This window comes from Nocardia asteroides, assembly GCA_019930625.1.
GTDB lineage: Bacteria > Actinomycetota > Actinomycetes > Mycobacteriales > Mycobacteriaceae > Nocardia > Nocardia sputi.
In genome coordinates this window covers 2,514,122-2,531,027 of record CP082844.1, presented here as the reverse complement: position 1 = coordinate 2,531,027, position 16,906 = coordinate 2,514,122, and the positions used below count along the sequence as shown (strand labels likewise).

16 protein-coding genes and 1 tRNA gene are annotated in these 16,906 nt (G+C 69.1%); 7 read left to right on the top strand and 10 right to left on the bottom strand.

Features of this window, described 5'->3' with window-relative positions; genetic code table 11:
- Positions 1 to 49: 49 nt before the first annotated feature.
- Positions 50 to 1,219 (bottom strand): pyridoxal phosphate-dependent aminotransferase, encoded by a 1,170-nt coding sequence (locus tag K8O92_11500; protein ID UAK34415.1) that lies wholly within the window; start codon positions 1,217 to 1,219, stop codon positions 50 to 52.
- A gap of 54 nt (positions 1,220 to 1,273) precedes the next feature.
- Between K8O92_11500 and K8O92_11495 the strand changes: the two genes are divergently transcribed.
- Entirely contained in the window at positions 1,274 to 2,260 is a 987-nt protein-coding gene (locus K8O92_11495; protein UAK34414.1) for a M23 family metallopeptidase, read from the top strand.
- A 40-nt stretch (positions 2,261 to 2,300) separates the two neighbouring features.
- Here K8O92_11495 and purD read toward each other — a convergent pair whose 3' ends face one another.
- A complete protein-coding gene (gene purD / locus K8O92_11490; GenBank protein ID UAK34413.1) occupies positions 2,301 to 3,572 on the bottom strand; it encodes a phosphoribosylamine--glycine ligase in 1,272 nt (423 codons plus the stop codon).
- Positions 3,573 to 3,752: 180 nt separating this feature from the next.
- Here purD and K8O92_11485 point away from each other — a divergent pair, with 180 nt between their 5' ends.
- On the top strand, positions 3,753 to 4,130 hold the full coding sequence (locus K8O92_11485) for a PH domain-containing protein (protein ID UAK34412.1): 378 nt from the start codon (positions 3,753 to 3,755) through the stop codon (positions 4,128 to 4,130).
- A 50-nt stretch (positions 4,131 to 4,180) separates the two neighbouring features.
- Complete coding sequence (locus K8O92_11480) at positions 4,181 to 4,606, top strand: HIT family protein (GenBank protein UAK34411.1); 426 nt, start codon at positions 4,181 to 4,183, stop codon at positions 4,604 to 4,606.
- A 15-nt stretch (positions 4,607 to 4,621) separates the two neighbouring features.
- Here K8O92_11480 and K8O92_11475 read toward each other — a convergent pair whose 3' ends face one another.
- From K8O92_11475 to K8O92_11460, 4 genes are all read right to left on the bottom strand, one after another.
- A complete protein-coding gene (locus tag K8O92_11475) occupies positions 4,622 to 6,343 on the bottom strand; it encodes a DUF1906 domain-containing protein (protein UAK34410.1) in 1,722 nt (573 codons plus the stop codon).
- A gap of 715 nt (positions 6,344 to 7,058) precedes the next feature.
- Positions 7,059 to 7,130, bottom strand: a tRNA-Thr gene (locus tag K8O92_11470).
- Positions 7,131 to 7,383: 253 nt separating this feature from the next.
- Positions 7,384 to 7,626, bottom strand: a complete 243-nt coding sequence (locus K8O92_11465) for an MbtH family protein (protein UAK34409.1) — start codon at positions 7,624 to 7,626, stop codon at positions 7,384 to 7,386.
- A gap of 184 nt (positions 7,627 to 7,810) precedes the next feature.
- Positions 7,811 to 8,644: an alpha/beta hydrolase gene (locus tag K8O92_11460; protein UAK34408.1), complete on the bottom strand. Its 834-nt coding sequence runs from the start codon at positions 8,642 to 8,644 to the stop codon at positions 7,811 to 7,813.
- Positions 8,645 to 8,835: 191 nt separating this feature from the next.
- Between K8O92_11460 and K8O92_11455 the strand changes: the two genes are divergently transcribed.
- The 4 genes from K8O92_11455 (at position 8,836) to K8O92_11440 (ending at position 12,903) form a co-directional block, all read left to right on the top strand.
- Positions 8,836 to 9,006 carry a hypothetical protein gene (locus K8O92_11455; protein UAK34407.1) on the top strand — a complete coding sequence of 57 codons (171 nt, stop codon included), beginning with the start codon at positions 8,836 to 8,838 and terminating at the stop codon, positions 9,004 to 9,006.
- Positions 9,007 to 9,090: 84 nt separating this feature from the next.
- Complete coding sequence (locus K8O92_11450) at positions 9,091 to 10,641, top strand: trehalose-6-phosphate synthase (protein ID UAK35630.1); 1,551 nt, start codon at positions 9,091 to 9,093, stop codon at positions 10,639 to 10,641.
- Between the two features lie 70 nt (positions 10,642 to 10,711).
- On the top strand, positions 10,712 to 11,443 hold the full coding sequence (locus K8O92_11445) for a response regulator transcription factor (GenBank protein UAK34406.1): 732 nt from the start codon (positions 10,712 to 10,714) through the stop codon (positions 11,441 to 11,443).
- Entirely contained in the window at positions 11,440 to 12,903 is a 1,464-nt protein-coding gene (locus tag K8O92_11440) for a HAMP domain-containing histidine kinase (GenBank protein ID UAK34405.1), read from the top strand. The genes K8O92_11445 and K8O92_11440 overlap by 4 nt, the downstream gene beginning before the upstream one ends.
- A 26-nt stretch (positions 12,904 to 12,929) precedes the next feature.
- On the opposite strand, the gene K8O92_11435 is transcribed toward K8O92_11440, so the two are convergent.
- Genes K8O92_11435 through K8O92_11420 form a run of 4 tightly spaced genes read right to left on the bottom strand, consistent with a single transcriptional unit; the run spans position 12,930 to position 16,892 of the window.
- Positions 12,930 to 13,409: a h domain protein gene (locus K8O92_11435; GenBank protein ID UAK35629.1), complete on the bottom strand. Its 480-nt coding sequence runs from the start codon at positions 13,407 to 13,409 to the stop codon at positions 12,930 to 12,932.
- A gap of 20 nt (positions 13,410 to 13,429) precedes the next feature.
- Positions 13,430 to 14,230 carry a hypothetical protein gene (locus K8O92_11430; GenBank protein UAK34404.1) on the bottom strand — a complete coding sequence of 267 codons (801 nt, stop codon included), beginning with the start codon at positions 14,228 to 14,230 and terminating at the stop codon, positions 13,430 to 13,432.
- A complete protein-coding gene (locus K8O92_11425; GenBank protein ID UAK34403.1) occupies positions 14,227 to 15,660 on the bottom strand; it encodes an MCE family protein in 1,434 nt (477 codons plus the stop codon). The genes K8O92_11430 and K8O92_11425 overlap by 4 nt, the downstream gene beginning before the upstream one ends.
- Complete coding sequence (locus K8O92_11420) at positions 15,657 to 16,892, bottom strand: MCE family protein (protein UAK35628.1); 1,236 nt, start codon at positions 16,890 to 16,892, stop codon at positions 15,657 to 15,659. Before K8O92_11420 ends, K8O92_11425 begins: the two co-directional genes overlap by 4 nt.
- Between the last annotated feature and the right edge of the window lie 14 nt (positions 16,893 to 16,906).

Here is a 16,906-nt window from a genome sequence, read left to right as displayed (position 1 = left end):
CACGCGGCCAGGGTGCCGAACTGCGGAAAGTTGTTGCCTGACAGGGCGATCAATGACCTAGATAGTGCCCTAGACGCAGCAGTGCCGCCTCGATGTCCGCGGTGGCTCCGGCGAACGAGAAGCGAACCGTGCGGTGTCCGTTGACGGTGTCGAAGTCCACCCCCGGTGCGAGGGCGACCCCCGTGTGGTTCAGTACGTCGGCGCACCACGCACGGGAGTCGTCGGTGAGGTGACCGATGTCGGCGTAGGCGTAGAACGCGCCGTCCGCCGGGGCGAGATCGGTGATGCCCAGTTTCGGCAGCCCGTCCAACAGCAGGCGCCGGTTCACCGCGTACCGCCGGACGTGCCCGTCGAGTTCCGCTTTTGCCTCCGCGCCGAACGCGTGCAGCGCCGCGTACTGGGAGATGGCGGGCGGGCACACGGTCAGATTCGAGGCCAGCCGCTGTAGCGCGGGGCGCAGCCCGCTCGGCACCAGCATCCAGCCGAGCCGCCAACCCGTCATGGAGAAGTACTTGGAGACCGAGCCGATCACCACCGATTCCCGCGAGGTCTCCCAGGCCGACGAGGTCGCGCTGTCGGCTCCGGCGCTGTCGTAGGTGATGCCGTGGTAGATCTCGTCGGAGATCAGCAGGGTGCCGCACTCTTCGCACCAGCGGGCCAGCGCGGCGAGTTCACCGGGGGCGATCATGGTGCCGGTGGGATTGGCGGGACTGGCCACCACCAGACCGGCAGGCGGCTGCGGCAGGGCCTCGAGCATGGCGACGGTGGGCTGGAATCTGGTCTGGGCGCCGCAGTCCAGCTCCAGTACCCGGCAGCCCAGCGCCGCGAGCGTGTTGCGATAGGCGGGATAACCGGGACGCGCGACCACGACGGTGTCGCCCGGGTCGAAGGCGGCGAGGAAGATCAGCGAGAACGCGCCGGACGAGCCGGTCGTCACGACCACGTCGTCCGGTTCGACCTGGTATCCGTAGGTCTCCCTGTGGTGTTCGGCGATCGCCTCGCGGATGGCGAGGATGCCGAAAGTCTCTGTGTATCCCAGCAATTCGGACTGGATGGCCAGCTCGGTCGCGCGCAGGACCGGTGCGGGCGCGGGCGTGGACGGCTGCCCCGCGGCGAGGACGAGCACATCACCGTGGGTCCGGGCGCGTTCCGCGGCGGCTTTCCAGACATCCATCACGTAGAAAGGTGGAATGGTCGACCGGCGAGATTCTCTGGACACTCGACAGACGGTAGAGCACGCGGATCTCTCGCGATCACGGTTATGGTCTGCTTGATGCTCGAGAAGGCTCGACGGGAGAAGCTAGACCGAGTGCGCGGAGTGGGTGGCGTCGGAGTCATCCCGCGCGACTGGCGCGCGCGCTCGCCGCGACCTCCGGAAAAGCGGCTGTTCGGGGCCGGGGGGAAGATCGATCCGCGCGGCCTGTGGGCGCGCCGCGGCGACCTGCGAACCTGGTGGAGCCGCAGGCCCGGCCCCCGCGACCTGTGGCGGCGCAAGCCCACCGGCGAGGAATTGCTCGCGCTGGCGCGCCGGAACAAGGTGCTGCTGAGCGGGCTCGCCGCGGCCGCGCTGCTCGCCGCGAGCGACACGTCCTTCGCCGGGACGGTCACCGATCGCACTCCGGCTCCGGATCGCGCCCAGCGCGTCGCCGTCGCGTTTCCACCCCAGATGCAGAACACCCCGCCGTCGACGACCCGGTTGCTGAACGCGATCGCCAACGGTGAGCGGCTGCGCGAGCAAGCGGTGGTCGCGGCCGCGGCGCGCGCGACACTCGAACGGGCCAAGGCCGAGGCGGCTGCCGCCGTCGCCGGGGAGCGTCAGCCCTGGATGACCGCGGCCGCGCCGGTACAGCCCGGCTCGATCGCGCCGGGCACCACCGGCTTCGTCCTGCCCGCCCGCGGCGTCTTCACCTCCGGCTTCGGATCCCGCTGGGGCACCTTCCACAACGGCATCGACATCGCGGGCCCGATCGGCACCCCGATCTACGCGGTCGCCGACGGCACGGTCGTCGACGCGGGACCGGCGCACGGATTCGGCCTGTGGGTGCGGATCCGCCACGACGACGGCAGCATCACCGTCTACGGGCACATGTACGACTTCTTCGTCTCGGTCGGCGAACGGGTGCCCGCGGGGATGCAGATCGCCCGCATGGGCAATCGCGGCGACTCCACCGGCCCGCACCTGCACTTCGAGGTGATCGTCGGCGGACGGCATGTGGACCCGCAGCAATGGCTGGCGCTGCGCGGGCTCACGTTCGGCTGAACCCGGGCATCGGGCGGGCGGCACCGGCCCCCGGTGGCGCTCAGACCTTGATGCGGTCTTCCACGGCGGCCAAGCCGATGTCCGTGCGGTAGTGACTGCCCGGCAGCTTGATGGCGGCGATGCGGTCGTAGGCGCGCGCACGCGCCTCGACGAGGCCGGCGCCGACGCCGACCACGTTCAGCACCCGCCCGCCCGCGGAGACCAGCGCCCCGTCCTCGCGCTGCGCGGTGCCTGCGTGCAGGACCATCGCGTGCGCGTCGAAGGCGCCCTCGCCCGCGCCGGAGATGGCGTCGCCCACCCGCGGGCGGCCCGGATAGTTCTCCGCGGCGAGCACCACGGTGATCGCCGAGCCGTCGCGCCAGCGCGGCGGGGCCACTTGCGCCAGCGAGCCGGTGGCGGTGGCGTACAGCAGCTCACCGAGCGGGCTGTCCAGCAGCGCGAGCACCGCCTGCGTTTCCGGATCGCCGAAGCGGCAGTTGAATTCGACCACGGCGGGACCCGCCGCGCCGATCGCCAGGCCCGCGTAGAGCAGGCCGGAGAAGCCGCAGCCGCGCCGCACCAGTTCGGCGGCAACGGGTTTCACCACGTCCTCGACGATCGCGGTGACGGTCTCTTCCGGCAGCCAGGGCAGCGGAGTGTACGCGCCCATGCCGCCGGTATTGGGCCCGGTGTCGCCGTCACCGACGCGCTTGTGGTCCTGCGCGGGCAACAACGGAACCACCGTCTCGCCGTCGACCAGGCAGAACAGGGAGACTTCCGGTCCGTCCAGGAACGATTCCAGCAGTACCGGGTGGCCTTGCTCGAGCAGTTCGGCGCCGTGGTCCCGCGCGGCGGAGCGGTCGGCGGTCACAACCACGCCCTTGCCCGCGGCGAGTCCGTCGTCCTTCACCACCCAGGTGGGTCCGAATCGGTCGAGCGCGTCGTCCAGCTCGGCCGGGTTGTCCACGACCTCGCTGTGCGCGGTGCGCACGCCCGCGGCGGACATCACGTCCTTGGCGAACGCTTTGGAGCCCTCGATGCGAGCGGCCGCGGCCGACGGACCGAAGCACGGGAACCCCGCCACCCGCAGCGCGTCGGCGACGCCGAGCACCAGCGGGACCTCCGGGCCGATCACGACCAGGTCGGCGTCCACCTCGGTGGCCAACGCGACCACGTCCTCGGCGTCGCACGGGTCGACCGGGCGCACCTGCGCGTGCTGGGCGATCCCGGCGTTGCCGGGAGCGGCGAAGAGCGCGGTCACCGCGGGGTCCCGGCGCAGGGCCAGGACGAGGGCATGTTCACGGGCTCCGGAACCGATGACGAGTACACGCACGGCAGACAGCCTAAACGAGCCGTTCGGCGTCTTCGCCGCTGCCGGTCCGCGCGCGGGGGATGATGAATGGGGACAGCGGATATGGGCGCACTCCGTCCGTGCCGACCGCTGGGTCATTATCCGGCAGACGCGGGGGGCTGACCCGTTGCTGCCACTGGAGCACCGAAGGAAGTGCTGACGATGGGTCTGATCGACGGACTGATGGGCAATGCCGGCCGGATCGATCCGGGACAGGCGCAACAGGAGTACGCCAAACTCCTCGGCAACGGCGAACAGGTCTATGCCGCGTACCTGCTGGTCCGCGACGCGATGCTGTTCACGAACCGCCGCCTGATCCTGATCGACAAACAGGGCGTCACCGGCCGCAAGGTGAGCTACCACAGCGTGCCCTATCGCGCGATCACCCATTTCTCGGTGGAGACCGCGGGCACCTTCGATATGGACGCGGAGCTGGCCATCTGGATCGCGGGCACCGCGGAGCCGCTGCTCAAGCGGTTCAACCGGCAGGTGGACATCTACGAGGTGCAGGGCATCCTGTCGCATTTCGTCGCGGTGTAGCGCGGACCGGTCCGGTGCCGCGGCGCACGGGCCGGGTTACGCTGCCGAACATGGCTTCTGTCTTCAGCGCGATCATCGCCGGTCAGCTCCCGGGCCGTTTCGTCTGGGAGGACGACGAGTTCGTCGGCTTCCTCACGATCGCTCCGGTCACTCCGGGCCACACCCTCGTGGTGCCGCGCAAGGAGATCGACCAGTGGCAGGACGTCGACGCCGACACCTTCGCGCGGCTGACCGCGGTCGCCCAGAAGATCGGCCAGGCCGTACGCGCGGCGTGGGACGCGCCGCGCGCCGGTCTGCTGATCGCCGGTTTGGAAGTGCCGCATCTGCACGTGCACGTCTTCCCGGCCTTCTCGATGGGTGACTTCGACATCTCCGGCGCCGACCCGAACCCGAGCCCCGAGTCCCTGGACGAGGCCCAAGGGAAGATCAGGCAGGCGCTGCGGGACCTCGGCCACGGCGCCAACGTCCCCGACTGAAGCGGGGCGCTCGCGTCAGCTCGCCACGTCGTGCAGCGGAGTGTCCACCCCGCCGACCGCGACCGTCGCCAGCGTCTGGGCCGGAGTCCAATAGATCCGACCGCGCTCGAAATCCTGATAGGCGCCGGTGTCCCAGGGGATCTCGTCGCTCATCGGCCAGCCCAGCGGACCGCCCTCGTAACCCGATCGGTTCCAGCGGTCGCGGATCGCGCCGTGTACCCAGTAGACGTCAGCGCTCGATTGCCGCCGGTAGAGCGCGCCGCCCTGGAAACCCTGCACCTCACCCCAAGGCCTGCCGTCCGGCCCATGCAGGACGGTGCGGCCGGTGATCGGGTAGCCGAGCGGCCCTGCCTCCCAGCCCAACTGCTCGAACTTTCCCCACAGCGTCTCCGGGATGGCGTGCGCGCCGGTGTCCGGGTGCCAATAGATGTAACCGTGCTCGAACTGGGCGAAGCGCCCTGAGCCGTCGGGCGTGGCGATCTCCCCTTCCGTGATCCGGTCGCCCAGCCACGGATTCGCGGCGGCGCAATCGTTGATCGCGTTCGGCTCCGATCCGCCCGGCTCGCCGGTGGCGAAGCCGCGAACGTCGTCGGCGAACACGTCCCAGGGGAAATTCGGGCCCACGTCGGTGTGCGTGCCGATACCGAGGCACTCGGTGACGTACTTGTGGTCGGAGATCCCCTGGCGCCGCTGGTAGGGCGGCGCGATGACATGCGTGTCGAACCCGTACTTGCGCGCGTCCTGCACGGCGAGCCAGGCCGCGATCCGGATGTCGTCGCGGATGCGCAGCCAGTCGCTGCGGCTCCATGCGGCGCGGCTGCCCGCGAAGCAGAGGTTGATCGTGAACGGATTCGCGTCCAGCACCGACCAGCTGGCCAGATCGGTGTCGACCACGTCGACGACGACGCGATCGCGGACGGTGTAGTGGTAGCTCACCCCGTTCGCGGGATTGTTGAGGTAGTTGGCCAGGCTCTCGGCTGTCCCGTTACCTTCCTGCGTGTGCAGCAGGAAGTTCTCCACGCGCGCACCGTGGCGGCTGGACGCGGAGTTGCCCATTCGGTCCAATTCGACGTACTCCGGCTTCTGCACTGTTCCCCCTGTGTTCGGATTCGGTGGCACCGCCTTCGACCACTGGCCGTAGTCGTCGGCGAGAACTTTGTCGACATCCACCACGACACCTGCGACCTGGTCGCGGTCGATGCGGATCTGGTGGATGTGCGCGGCCGGATGGTCGCCGTTGATCGAGGAATCGCCGGACCAGTTGTGTTGCCAGAACCACGTGGCGACGCCGTCCTCGAGCGCCCACTCGATGCAGCGCGCATTCCCGTACATGCCGGTCCACTCCAAACCGACAACCGATGCCCAGCCACGCAGAAAAGGTGCGATCAGCGAATTCCATTCCTGCAGCGATGGATTCGCGTCGACCGGGGCGTACAGCGGGCGATATCCGGGCCCGCCTGCCGCGAAGTGGTAATCGAGCGCGATCCGCGCATGGTGCACGCCCGCCTCGTAACCGCCTTTCCAGTCCGACGTCTCACCCTTGCCGTACTGGTAATTGGTCACTATCTCGAGCCCGATGGCGCGCAATCGGTCGCAATATTCCCGCCGCAGCGGTTTCGCACCGAAATTCGTGCCCGGACGGGAATCACTGAAGTAGCCGATGACGCCCGCGTATCCGGCGTCCTTGATCGCTTGCGGCTCGATCAGCGCGGCGGAGAAATCGATCAGCTCAGTCATCGCGCACCCCCTGGGTCGTACGAGCCCGCGTATCGGTCGGCAGCGTCGCGTTGTATTCGTACATCTCAACAACTTTCGGCAGATGAGGATCCCGACGCACCTAGATTTTCCCGAATGTGCGCGAAGTATGCCGTCATGTCCCGTTTGTGGCCCATCCGGTGTTTGCGCGTGACCTGAACAGGCCTTTCACGAGATCTGTTTGCGCACACCAGACTACAAACAGACTCTTAGCCGGAAACATGCTCGTCGGTCGGTAGTCAGATATGCTGACCGTTCGCTGGATGGCGTCATACTGGTCGGACGGTGTACTGAGCCCGCCTCGCTGGAATGGAATGACCTTCCCCCCAAGTCTTCTGTCGAAATTGATCCGGACTCGTCCGGCGCAAGTCGTTGCCGCGCACAGTGTCGGCCATCGTCGGCGAAGCGGTGAGCTCGAACCGGACGGTACCGCGCCACGCCAGCGCCTACCCGGGACCGCGACGACAGTCGCCCATCCGAGCCGGGATCCGCGAATCATCCACCCCTGAGCCATGGCATGACCGAAGCGAACTCCCGCCCCTGCGAGGACACTGACCCGAATCCGGTCACCTCGGCCCCGACGCTGCGCCTCGATGCGCACAGCGATCGACAAACCCCTTCCCCCCTTGCCGACGACCGCGCGCTTACGACTCGGCACGGTCTACCACCGAGCCCCGAAACGCGCAACGGCGGACAGAGCCCCCTGTCAGGATTGAACTGACGACCGCTCGCTTACAAGGCGAGTGCTCTACCACTGAGCTAAGGAGGCGGGAAGCGGTTGTCATCATAACCGGGCTCGCCGACTGTGTGACAACAGAACCGGCGTTAGACGCCGATCCGGGCCTGCGAACCAGACAACCGCTTTCGAGTGAAGAGAGATCGAGCAGTGCTCGTTCGCGGCTCCGCTCCGGTCCGAGCGACCGACCCGCCCACGACGAAGTCGCGAGCGGCGGCCGCCGGGACGCGAGCCATGACGGAGCCGCGAACCTACCGCGCCGTGGGCGCGGCACTCACAGGACCGATCAGGACTGGGCGCCCTGCCGGGCCGCGTCGTCGGCGGCCATGGCGTCCCGCAGGCTCTTCGGGCGCATGTCGGTCCAGTTCTTCTCCACGTACTCGACGCAGGCGGCGCGGCTGTCCTCACCGAATACGACTCGCCACCCGGCTGGAACCTCTGCGAAGGCCGGCCACAGGGAATGCTGTTCCTCGTCGTTGACCAGGACGAAGAAGCGGCCGTCTTCATCATCGAAGGGGTTGGTGCTCAATTTCACCTCACTGGATACTGGCGCTATGTACGGGATCGCTCCTGGTTCACACGGTGCCGGGTTACTACGAAACCCTGGCGCCGTGCGAACCCGAGCGTTGTTTCGACACTAGCAAGCAAGACGTTACGCCTGGGCGCTTACCTATGCTGTCACCCCGACCGTCGTCACTTCGGCCGACTCGCAATCAGCCACCGAAGAAGTCCAGGAGAATCTTGTTGACCGCTTCGGGCCGCTCCAAATATCCGAAATGCCCGGCGTCCGGTACCTCCTGGTACCGCGCGCCCGGGATCACCTCGGCGATCTCCCTGGACAGATACGGCGGAATCATCCGGTCGTCGGCGAATCCGACCGAAAGGCAGGGCACGCGGATCGCCCGGTAGGCCTGCACCCGGTCGAAATCGTGGTCCATCCTGCGCTGAGCGCGGATACCGGGCGAGACCGGCCCGCCGGTGAACTCGAACAGGTCCAGCCAGTCGCGCGCGGCATTCGACTCGGCCATGGTCGCGGGCGAGAGGTTCATGACCGCGGTGATCGCCGCCTCGTATTTCGGCGGCAGCTTCACCCCGCTCGCGTCGAGTTCGTGTTCGCCGAGCGAGAGCGTCTTCTGGAACTGGTCCAGCCGCCCGTGTCCGGCCATGAAGACCGCCTTGCGCACCAGGTCGGGGCGGGCCAGCGCCAGTTCCTGCGCCACGCGCGCCCCCATCGACGTGCCCACCACCAGCGCCGGGCCCTCGCCCAGGAACTCGATCAGGGCGGCGGTGTCGGCGACCAGATCATCGATCGTCATGCCGGAGGCGGCCTCGAAGGACGGCGCGATGCCGCGATTGTCGAAGGTGCACACCCGGTAACCGGCGGCGACCAGGGCGGGGACCTGGTGCAGCTCCCATACCCGGCCGGGGCTGCCGGTGCCCATGATCATGACCACGAGCGGTGCGGAGCCCTTGGCGTCGGTGCCCTTGGCGCGGTCACCCTTCACCTGATAGTTGAGGGAAATCCCGTTCACCGTGGCCAGCGGCATATCGACCCTTTCGTGGAGTTGGTGCTGCGCTTCCCCCACGGTATAGGGACCGCGGGGATCGGCGCACCGACCGGGGTGCCCTGACGGCGGGCGCCGCCCTTCGGCCAACGCCCCGGCGGGCGCACCCCCCAGCGTCGCATACCATTGGCTTTTCGCAGGGTAAGTGCGCACGAAGCCGGGAGGACTTGACGATGGCCGCGAAGGGCAGCGCGAACGACATTGCGGACGACGATCTGGAACCGCTCGCCGACGAAACCGCGCGTCAGGCGCAGCGGGTGGTCGCTGCTTACGCCGAGGACGCCGATGAGTGCCGGATGTTGTTGTCCATGCTGGGTATTGGACCGAACGCTCGAGGCGAATAACCTCGTTCTCGACGCCAACGGCGACGTCGACCACACAACTCCAGCGGGATACAGCAACGCGCAAAGGATGCGTGAGTGGACCAGATGAACCCGTCCGACGACTCCGAGCACGCCAGACAGACCTCGATCGCCGAGACCGCGGCGGACAACAACCCCGGCTCCGGCGCGGGCTCCGGTTTCGTCGTCGTCGCCAACCGGCTCCCCGTCGACCTCGAACGACTGCCCGACGGCAGCACCCGCTGGAAACGCAGCCCGGGCGGTCTGGTCACCGCGCTGGAATCGGTCCTGCGCAACAACAAGGGGGCGTGGGTCGGCTGGGCGGGCGTCCCCAACGTCGACGTGGACCCGATCATCGAGGACGGCCTCGAACTGCATCCGGTCCCGCTGTCGGCCCAAGAGGTGGCCGACTACTACGAAGGCTTCTCCAACGGCACGCTGTGGCCGCTCTACCACGACGTGATCGTGCGTCCGGTCTACGACCGCAAATGGTGGAGCGCCTACGTCACCGTGAACCGGCGCTTCGCCGAGGCCACCGCGAAGGTCGCCGCCGAGGGCGCGACCGTATGGGTGCAGGACTACCAGCTCCAGCTGGTGCCCAAGATGCTGCGCATGCTGCGCCCGGACCTGACCATAGGTTTCTTCCTGCACATCCCGTTCCCGCCGGTCGAGCTGTTCATGCAGATGCCGTGGCGGACCGAGATCGTGGAGGGCTTGCTCGGCGCCGACCTCATCGGCTTCCACCTGCCTGGCGGCGCGCAGAACTTCCTCTACCTGGCCCGTAGGCTGGCCGGTCAACCGACCTCCCGAGGCTCGGTCGGCGTGCGCTCCAAGCTCGGCGTCGTCCAGGTCGGGTTCCGTACGGTGCGGGTCGGGGCGTTCCCGATCTCGATCGCGTCGGCCGAGCTGGACGAACACTCCCGCCGCAGGTCGGTGCGCGAGCGCGCCGCCAAGATCCGAGCCGAACTGGGGAATCCGAAGAACATCCTGCTCGGTGTGGACCGGCTGGACTACACCAAGGGCATCGATATCCGGCTCAACGCGCTCGAGGAGCTGCTCATCGACGGCCGGGTCGATCCTGCCGACACGGTCATGATCCAGCTGGCCACTCCCAGTCGCGAGCGGGTCGAGAGCTACATCCAGATGCGCGGCGACATCGAGCGCCAGGTCGGCCGGATCAACGGCGAGTTCGCCCGGGTCGGCTACCCGGTGGTGCACTACCTGCACCGCCCCATCCCGCGCGACGAACTGGTCGCGTTCTTCGTGGCCGCCGACGTGATGCTGGTGACGCCGCTGCGCGACGGCATGAACCTGGTCGCCAAGGAGTACGTCGCGTGTCACAGCGGGCTCAACGGCGCCTTGGTGCTGAGCGAGTTCACCGGCGCCGCGGCCGAACTTCGGCAGGCCTACCTCTGCAACCCGCACGACCTGGACGACGTGAAGGACGCCATCGTCGCCGCGCTGGAGGACGAGCGCGACGTCAAACGCAGGCGGATGCGCGCGTTGCGCAGGCAGGTGCTGGCCCACGACGTGGATCGCTGGGCGCGGGCATTCCTGGACGCCTTGGCGCAGGACCAGGTCGCGGGCAGCGCGCTGCTCACCGACGAGGACGTCTTCCCCGAGGACCGCGACCGCTGAAGCCCGCGTTCACAGCAATCACCCAGCTTTGGTCCAGGAACCTCGCAGCCGGATGCCGGACCATGTAGCCATGAGTGGTGCGCCCGTGCGGCAGACCCCCGAGGCCAGGGTCCTGGTTGTCGACGACGAGCCGATGATCGTCGAACTGCTCGCGGTGAGCCTGCGCTACCAGGGCTTCGAGGTCGACTCCGCGGCCGATGGAGCCCAAGCGCTGGACAAGGCGCGCATTTTCCGTCCGCAGGCGTTCATCGTGGACGTGATGATGCCGGGGATGGACGGCTTCGGCCTGCTGCGCAGGCTGCGCGCCGACGGCATCGACGCGCCCGTGTTGTTCCTGACCGCGCGCGACGACGTGCAGGACAAGGTCACCGGCCTCACGCTGGGCGCCGACGACTACGTCACCAAGCCGTTCAGCTTGGAAGAAGTGGTGGCCCGGCTGCGGGTCATCCTGCGCCGCGCGGGTCACGCCGCGCCGCAGCGAGAGAGTCCGCGGATCCGTTTCGAGGACATCGAGCTCGACGACGACACCCATGAGGTGTGGAAGGCGGGCGAGCCGGTCGCCCTGTCGCCCACCGAGTTCACGCTGCTGCGCTACTTCATGGTCAACGCGGGCACCGTGCTGAGCAAGCCGCGCATCCTCGACCACGTGTGGCGCTACGACTTCGGCGGCGAGGTCGGCGTGGTGGAGACCTACGTCTCCTACCTGCGCAAGAAGGTGGACACCGGGGACACACGGTTGATCCACACTCTGCGCGGGGTCGGCTACGTCATGCGCGCGCCCCATCGCAAGAGCGGTACATGAGCCCCGGCCGGCTCGTCACGGCGCGCGCGAAGGTATCCGGTCTGCTCTCGGCGGTCCCACTGCGTGTGACGCTGACGGTTCTGCTGGTGCTCACCGCCGGGCTCGGCCTGCTCGTCTCGGGCATGGTGGTCACCTCGGCCCTGGAACAGCAGCTGACCGACCGGACCGACCAGCAGTTGCGCGAGGGCGCGATGGAATGGTCCAGGCGGGGACCGCCACCGCCGGTGCCGCCCGCGGAATCGCGTCACGCTCCGAGCCAGTTCTTTGTGCGCTCGGTGCGTAGTGACGGGCACGTGTTCTTCCTCCGGGCGTTCGCCGTCGACGCCGTGCCGGATCTGCCATCGACACCGCGACCAGGGCCGTACACCGTCGGCTCCGTGGACGGAGCACCGATCCAGTGGCGCGCGCTGACACTGCGCACGCCGGAGGGCACCACGACGGTGGCGTTGCCGCTCACCCAGAACACCGACACCGTGCACCGGCTGGTGATGCTCGAACTGATCGTCGGGGCGATCGTGCTGGCCGTGCTGGGGGTGATGGCGTACTTCGTGGTGCGGCGCAGTCTGCGGCCGCTGCGCCGGGTGGAGAGCACCGCCGCGGCCATCGCCCGCGGCGACCTGCACCGCCGCGTCCCCGTGCGCGGCGCCGACACCGAGGTGGACCGGCTGTCCAGGTCGCTGAACGGCATGCTCGCGCAGATCCAGCGCGCCTTCACCGCGACCGCCGCGTCCGAGGAGGCGGCGCGCCGGTCCGAGGAACGCATGCGCCGCTTCATCGCCGACGCCAGTCACGAGCTGCGCACCCCCCTGACGACGATCCGCGGGTTCGCCGAACTGTATCGCCAAGGCGCCACCGACGAGCCCGCCGCGTTCATGGACCGCATCGAGCGGGAATCCCAGCGGATGGGCGTGCTCGTGGAAGACCTGCTGATGCTCGCGCGACTGGACGCCCATCGCCCGCTGGAACTGGGCCCGGTCGACCTGCTCGCCGTCGCCAGCGACGCGGTGCACAACGCGCGCGCCGTGGTCGCCGCCGGACAGGCCGACGGCCCCGCCCGCACCGTCGAGCTGAAGATCGAACCGGGCGAGGGAACGCTCGAGGTGGTCGGCGACGAGGCAAGACTGCGCCAAGTTCTGACGAATCTGTTGAACAACGCCGTCACGCACACCGCGCCCGACGCGAAGGTGACGGTGCTGCTGACGCCCGGCCCCGACGACGTGCTGCTCGAGGTGGCCGACACCGGCCCCGGTCTGCCGCCGGAGCAGGCCGAACGTGTCTTCGAGCGCTTCTATCGCGCCGATGCCTCACGCGCCCGGTCCAGCGGCGGCACCGGGCTCGGCTTGTCCATCGTGCAGGCGCTGGTGACCGCGCACGGCGGCGAGGTCGGCGTCCGGAGTTCGACCGAGATGGGGACGACGTTCACCGTGCGGCTACCCCGCAGGCCGTCGTCGGAGTCCTAGCGGCGCACCGGCCGCGGACACCCGTCTCAGACCGGGGTGACCGCCTCGACCAGCCAGCGCGAGTCGGATTTCGTCAAACTGACGCGCACGCGGCTGCCGGTAGTGGTGCCCTGCGGGGTGTCCTTGCTGGTCATGACCTGGTTGAGGAACAGCAGAACCTGCGCGTGCGAGCGGTCGGCGGAGATGACGCCGCCCGCCTGCGTGGTCGCGGTGACGGTGAGCTGCTTCTCCTTGGCGCCCGGCGCGATCTGCTTATCGATCAGCGTCAGGTAGTCCTCGCGGAAGTCGCCGGTGAGATTGTCGGCGGACTTGCGCAGCTCGGTGTCCACGGTCTGCGGGGTGTAGGTGAACATGGCCTCGACGGTGCGCCCCGCCGTCGCCACCGCGTCCTTGCGCGACTGCTCGGCCTGCCGGTCATCCCAGTAGCGGTAGCCGTTCACGCCGCCGAGCACCGCGGCGGCCGCGACCACCACCCCGAGCACCGCGAGCAGGATCCTGGCTCGCATTCCGTTCCTGCTGTCGCCGCTCATGCCACGAACTCCACATCGGACACGGTCAGCCCGGTGTCGCCGCGCGACACGGTGACCCGGAACCGGTAATACCTGGTCTGCGGCTCGGCCTGGCCCGCGTTGGTCAGCGTCTGCTTGGCCGCGACCAGCACCCGCCCGGAGCGATCGTCGTCGCTCTCCAGCGCGGCCTCCACGATCTCGCCGCTGGAAACCACCTTGGCCTGCTGCACGATGCTGGTGAACGGGTCGACCCGGCCGTCGAACTCGGTCTTGAACTCGCCGGAGGCCAGCGAGAGGATCCGGTCGATGTCCTGCTTGGCCGAATCGGCGCGGATGGTGGTCAGGTTGACGACCGCCTGCCTGGCGGTCTCGACGTATTCGGCGCGCCGCTCGTCGCGTTCGTGCGCCGAGCGCATCGCGAGAACCGAGAGGGCCGCACCGCATACCAGCGCGATGACCAGCAACGCCGCGGCAGCGGTCGCGAGCACTCGCGGGAGGTTGCGCCCCTTGCTGGGAGCGGTCTTCTGTTCGGTCGGCGTCGCCTCGGGGGACGACTGCGCGTCTGTTTTCGCCAGTGCGACCGCCGTGTCCGCATCGCCCGTGGCCGGTGCCGGGGCGGCCGGTGCGGCCGAGAGGTCCGACTCGGCCGCAACTGAACTCGTCCCGCTATCGGCGGCGGGCGCGGTCTCGCGGGCAGCGGGAACCTCGGGCGCCGCAGTCTTCGCGCCGGTGGGTGTCGCGTTCTCCTCGACCGGGGGCCCGGCCGAGCGCACCGCACGCCGTCGCGAGCGGTGGCCTTCTCCGTTGCTCTCACTCATCGTTGCTGCTCCTCGAGCATCGCCTGCCAGCTCGACGGTACCGTGCCCGAACCGCCCGGTCCGATATCGCCCTGTCGGTATGTCCGCCCGTCGGTGCCGATGTACGCGCCGGTGGCCGGGTCGTACGCGCGGGCGGCGGCGGGTGTGTCGCCGCCGTAACTCGCCGGTGCCACGACCGGGGGTTCGTCGGGCTCCGCCGCCGGCGCTGCCGCGGGCGCGACCGGCTGCGGCGGCCCGAACGGCGGGTTGTCGCCCACCGGAACGTACCCGGTCCGGCACAGTTCCGGCGTCGGGGCGCGCACACCGGGCACCTCCACGCACGGCGTGTTGCGGATGCCGCGCACCGCCTCGGGCGCGTCCTGCGGCACCTTGCAGTACAGGCCGGGCGGGGTGTCGGGAGTGTCGAGCTCGCTCGGCGAGCGGCGCTGGTCCGGTGGGAGGAAGCCGGTGGTGCACGCGGGCGGGTCGTTGACCAACGCCATGAAGTCGACCAGCGCGCCGTATTCCAGCGGGCCGCGGACCGCGGTCAGCAGCGCGGCGACCAGCGGCGGGTAGATCACCAGGATCTGCTCCAGGCCGGCGTGATAAGTGACCGCGACCTGGCCGACGCTGACCAGGTTCGACAGCAGCAGCGGCAGCGTCGGACGCAGATCGTCGAACAGGTCGGTCACCCGCTGCATCCCGGACGGGCCCTCGCGCAGCACACCGCGCAACGCGGGATCGTGGCCGCGCAGCTGATCGGTGACCGTCGCCAGATCGGCGGTCCAGGAACGGATCGCCGCGTCCGAGCGGGTCTGGGTGTCCAGCAGTGGCCCGATCTGGTCGAGCAACTGCTTCGTCGGTTCGGCGTTGGCCTGCGCTTCCTGCACCAGCAGCGACGCGGAGTCGATGAACCGCTGCAGATCCGGTCCGGCGCCGTTGAAGGCCAGGAACGCCTCGTCGATGACCTGCCGCAGCCGGGTGTCCGCGACGCTCGACAGCAACCGGTCGGCCTGGTCGAGCAGCGCGCCGACGTCTTGCGGCAGCTTGGTGCGCTCCACCGGGATCACGCTGCCGTCGCGCAGGTTTCCGCCCGTGCGGTTCTCGGCGGGCACCAGGTCCACGTACTGCTCGCCGACCGCGGAGACGCTGCGCACCCACGCGTCGACGTCGGCGGGGATCTTGTAGTCGCTGGCGATGGACAGTCGCGCGTCGACGCCTACGGGCGTGAGCCGGACCTCTTTCACCACACCGACGTTCGTGCCGCGGTAGGCGACGTTCGCCGTCGGGTAGAGACCGCCCGTCGCGGCCAGCTGCACCGTGACCTCGTAGCGCCCGATGCCGAACATCGCGGGCAGCTTCACGTATGTCCCGCCCATGATCACCAGGCCGATCACCGTCAGCACGGAGAAGATGATCAGCTGGGTACGGACGAACCGGGTGAGCTTCACTGTCCCGGACCCCCTTGTGGCGCGGAGTTGCCCGGCAAGGGCACGGTCAGCCCGGGAATGGCGGGCAGGCCGGGTATCGGCGGCAGACCAGGAATGGTCGGAGCGGGCTGGCTCTCCGCGGGCGGCGGCGCCTGCAGCGGCCCGGTGGCCGGGTCGCCGTTCTGCGCGGCCGTGCCGGGCGCGAAGCTGCCGAGGGCGCCTTCCACCCCGCCGAACCGCCCGCCCAGCGGCGTTCCGGTCAGGAAGTTCGAATCCAGGCGGCGTCCGGTGATGTCCACGGTCATGAACAGGTTGAGGTAATCGCCCTTGATCGCGTGGTCCAGATTCTTCATCGGGAAGGGGAAGGTGGCCAGGATCTTCAGCGCCTCGGTCAGGTTGCCGCCCGTATCCGACAGCGACTTCAGCGCAGGCACGAGGCTGCGCAGATTGGCCTTCAGGTCGTTGCCGCTGGCGTCGACGATGCGCCGGACTACGTCGCTCAGCTCGCCCAGCGCGCTGAGCGCCCTGGTGATGTTCGCCCTGCGGTCGGCCAGCACGGTCAACGCCGGATGGATCTGCTCGATGGCCGCCGCCACCACGTCACGCTGCTCGGCGAGCTGGCCACCGAGCCGGTCCAGTCCGCTCATGGCGGCGATGATGTCGCCGGTCTGGCGATCCAGGTTCGTGGTCAGCGCGTCGAGCTGCGGCAGCAGGTCCCGGATGGCCTCCTCCCGCCCGGTGAGCGCGGAATTGAGTTCCCGGGTGATGGTTTCCAGCTGTGCGACGCCACCGCCGTTGAGCACCACCGACAGCGAGGACAACACCTGCTCGGTGGTCGGGAACGTTCCGGCCCGCGCCAGCGGGATGACGTCGCCCGCCCGCAACCGCCCTTCCGGCGGCTGATCGACCGGGGCGGAGAGCTCGAGATGGTTGGATCCCAGCAGACTCGTCTGACCGATCTTCGCGACCGCGTTGGCGGGCAGGTGCACGTCCGGGTTGAGCGTCACGGTGACCAGCGCGTGCCAGTCCTCCACCTCGATCTTCGAGACGGTGCCGACCGTCACGTCGTGCACCCGGACCGGCGAGTTCCTGGTCAGTGTGGTCACGTTCGGCATCTGGATGCGCACCTGGTAGGAGCCGGGTGCGGTGCCCTCGGTGCCGGGCATTGGCAGCGAGTTCAGGCCGTCCCACTCACAGCCGCAGACGCCGAGCGCCACCGCCAGCCCCACCGCGACGGCGGCGGTGCGGCGCATTCGCCGCGTCGGCA

Excerpts from the sequence above, each read along its gene's own strand:
- K8O92_11455 (UAK34407.1), top strand. The coding sequence starts at position 8,836 with ATGGCCGCGAAGGGCAGCGCGAACGACATTGCGGACGACGATCTGGAA.
- K8O92_11420 (UAK35628.1), bottom strand. The coding sequence starts at position 16,892 with ATGCGCCGCACCGCCGCCGTCGCGGTGGGGCTGGCGGTGGCGCTCGGC.
- K8O92_11430 (UAK34404.1), bottom strand. The coding sequence starts at position 14,230 with ATGAGTGAGAGCAACGGAGAAGGCCACCGCTCGCGACGGCGTGCGGTG.
- K8O92_11445 (UAK34406.1), top strand. The coding sequence starts at position 10,712 with ATGAGTGGTGCGCCCGTGCGGCAGACCCCCGAGGCCAGGGTCCTGGTT.
- K8O92_11495 (UAK34414.1), top strand. The coding sequence starts at position 1,274 with ATGCTCGAGAAGGCTCGACGGGAGAAGCTAGACCGAGTGCGCGGAGTG.
- K8O92_11460 (UAK34408.1), bottom strand. The coding sequence starts at position 8,644 with ATGCCGCTGGCCACGGTGAACGGGATTTCCCTCAACTATCAGGTGAAG.
- K8O92_11480 (UAK34411.1), top strand. The coding sequence starts at position 4,181 with ATGGCTTCTGTCTTCAGCGCGATCATCGCCGGTCAGCTCCCGGGCCGT.
- K8O92_11440 (UAK34405.1), top strand. The coding sequence starts at position 11,440 with ATGAGCCCCGGCCGGCTCGTCACGGCGCGCGCGAAGGTATCCGGTCTG.
- K8O92_11475 (UAK34410.1), bottom strand. The coding sequence starts at position 6,343 with ATGACTGAGCTGATCGATTTCTCCGCCGCGCTGATCGAGCCGCAAGCG.
- K8O92_11435 (UAK35629.1), bottom strand. The coding sequence starts at position 13,409 with ATGCGAGCCAGGATCCTGCTCGCGGTGCTCGGGGTGGTGGTCGCGGCC.
- K8O92_11450 (UAK35630.1), top strand. The coding sequence starts at position 9,091 with ATGAACCCGTCCGACGACTCCGAGCACGCCAGACAGACCTCGATCGCC.
- K8O92_11485 (UAK34412.1), top strand. The coding sequence starts at position 3,753 with ATGGGTCTGATCGACGGACTGATGGGCAATGCCGGCCGGATCGATCCG.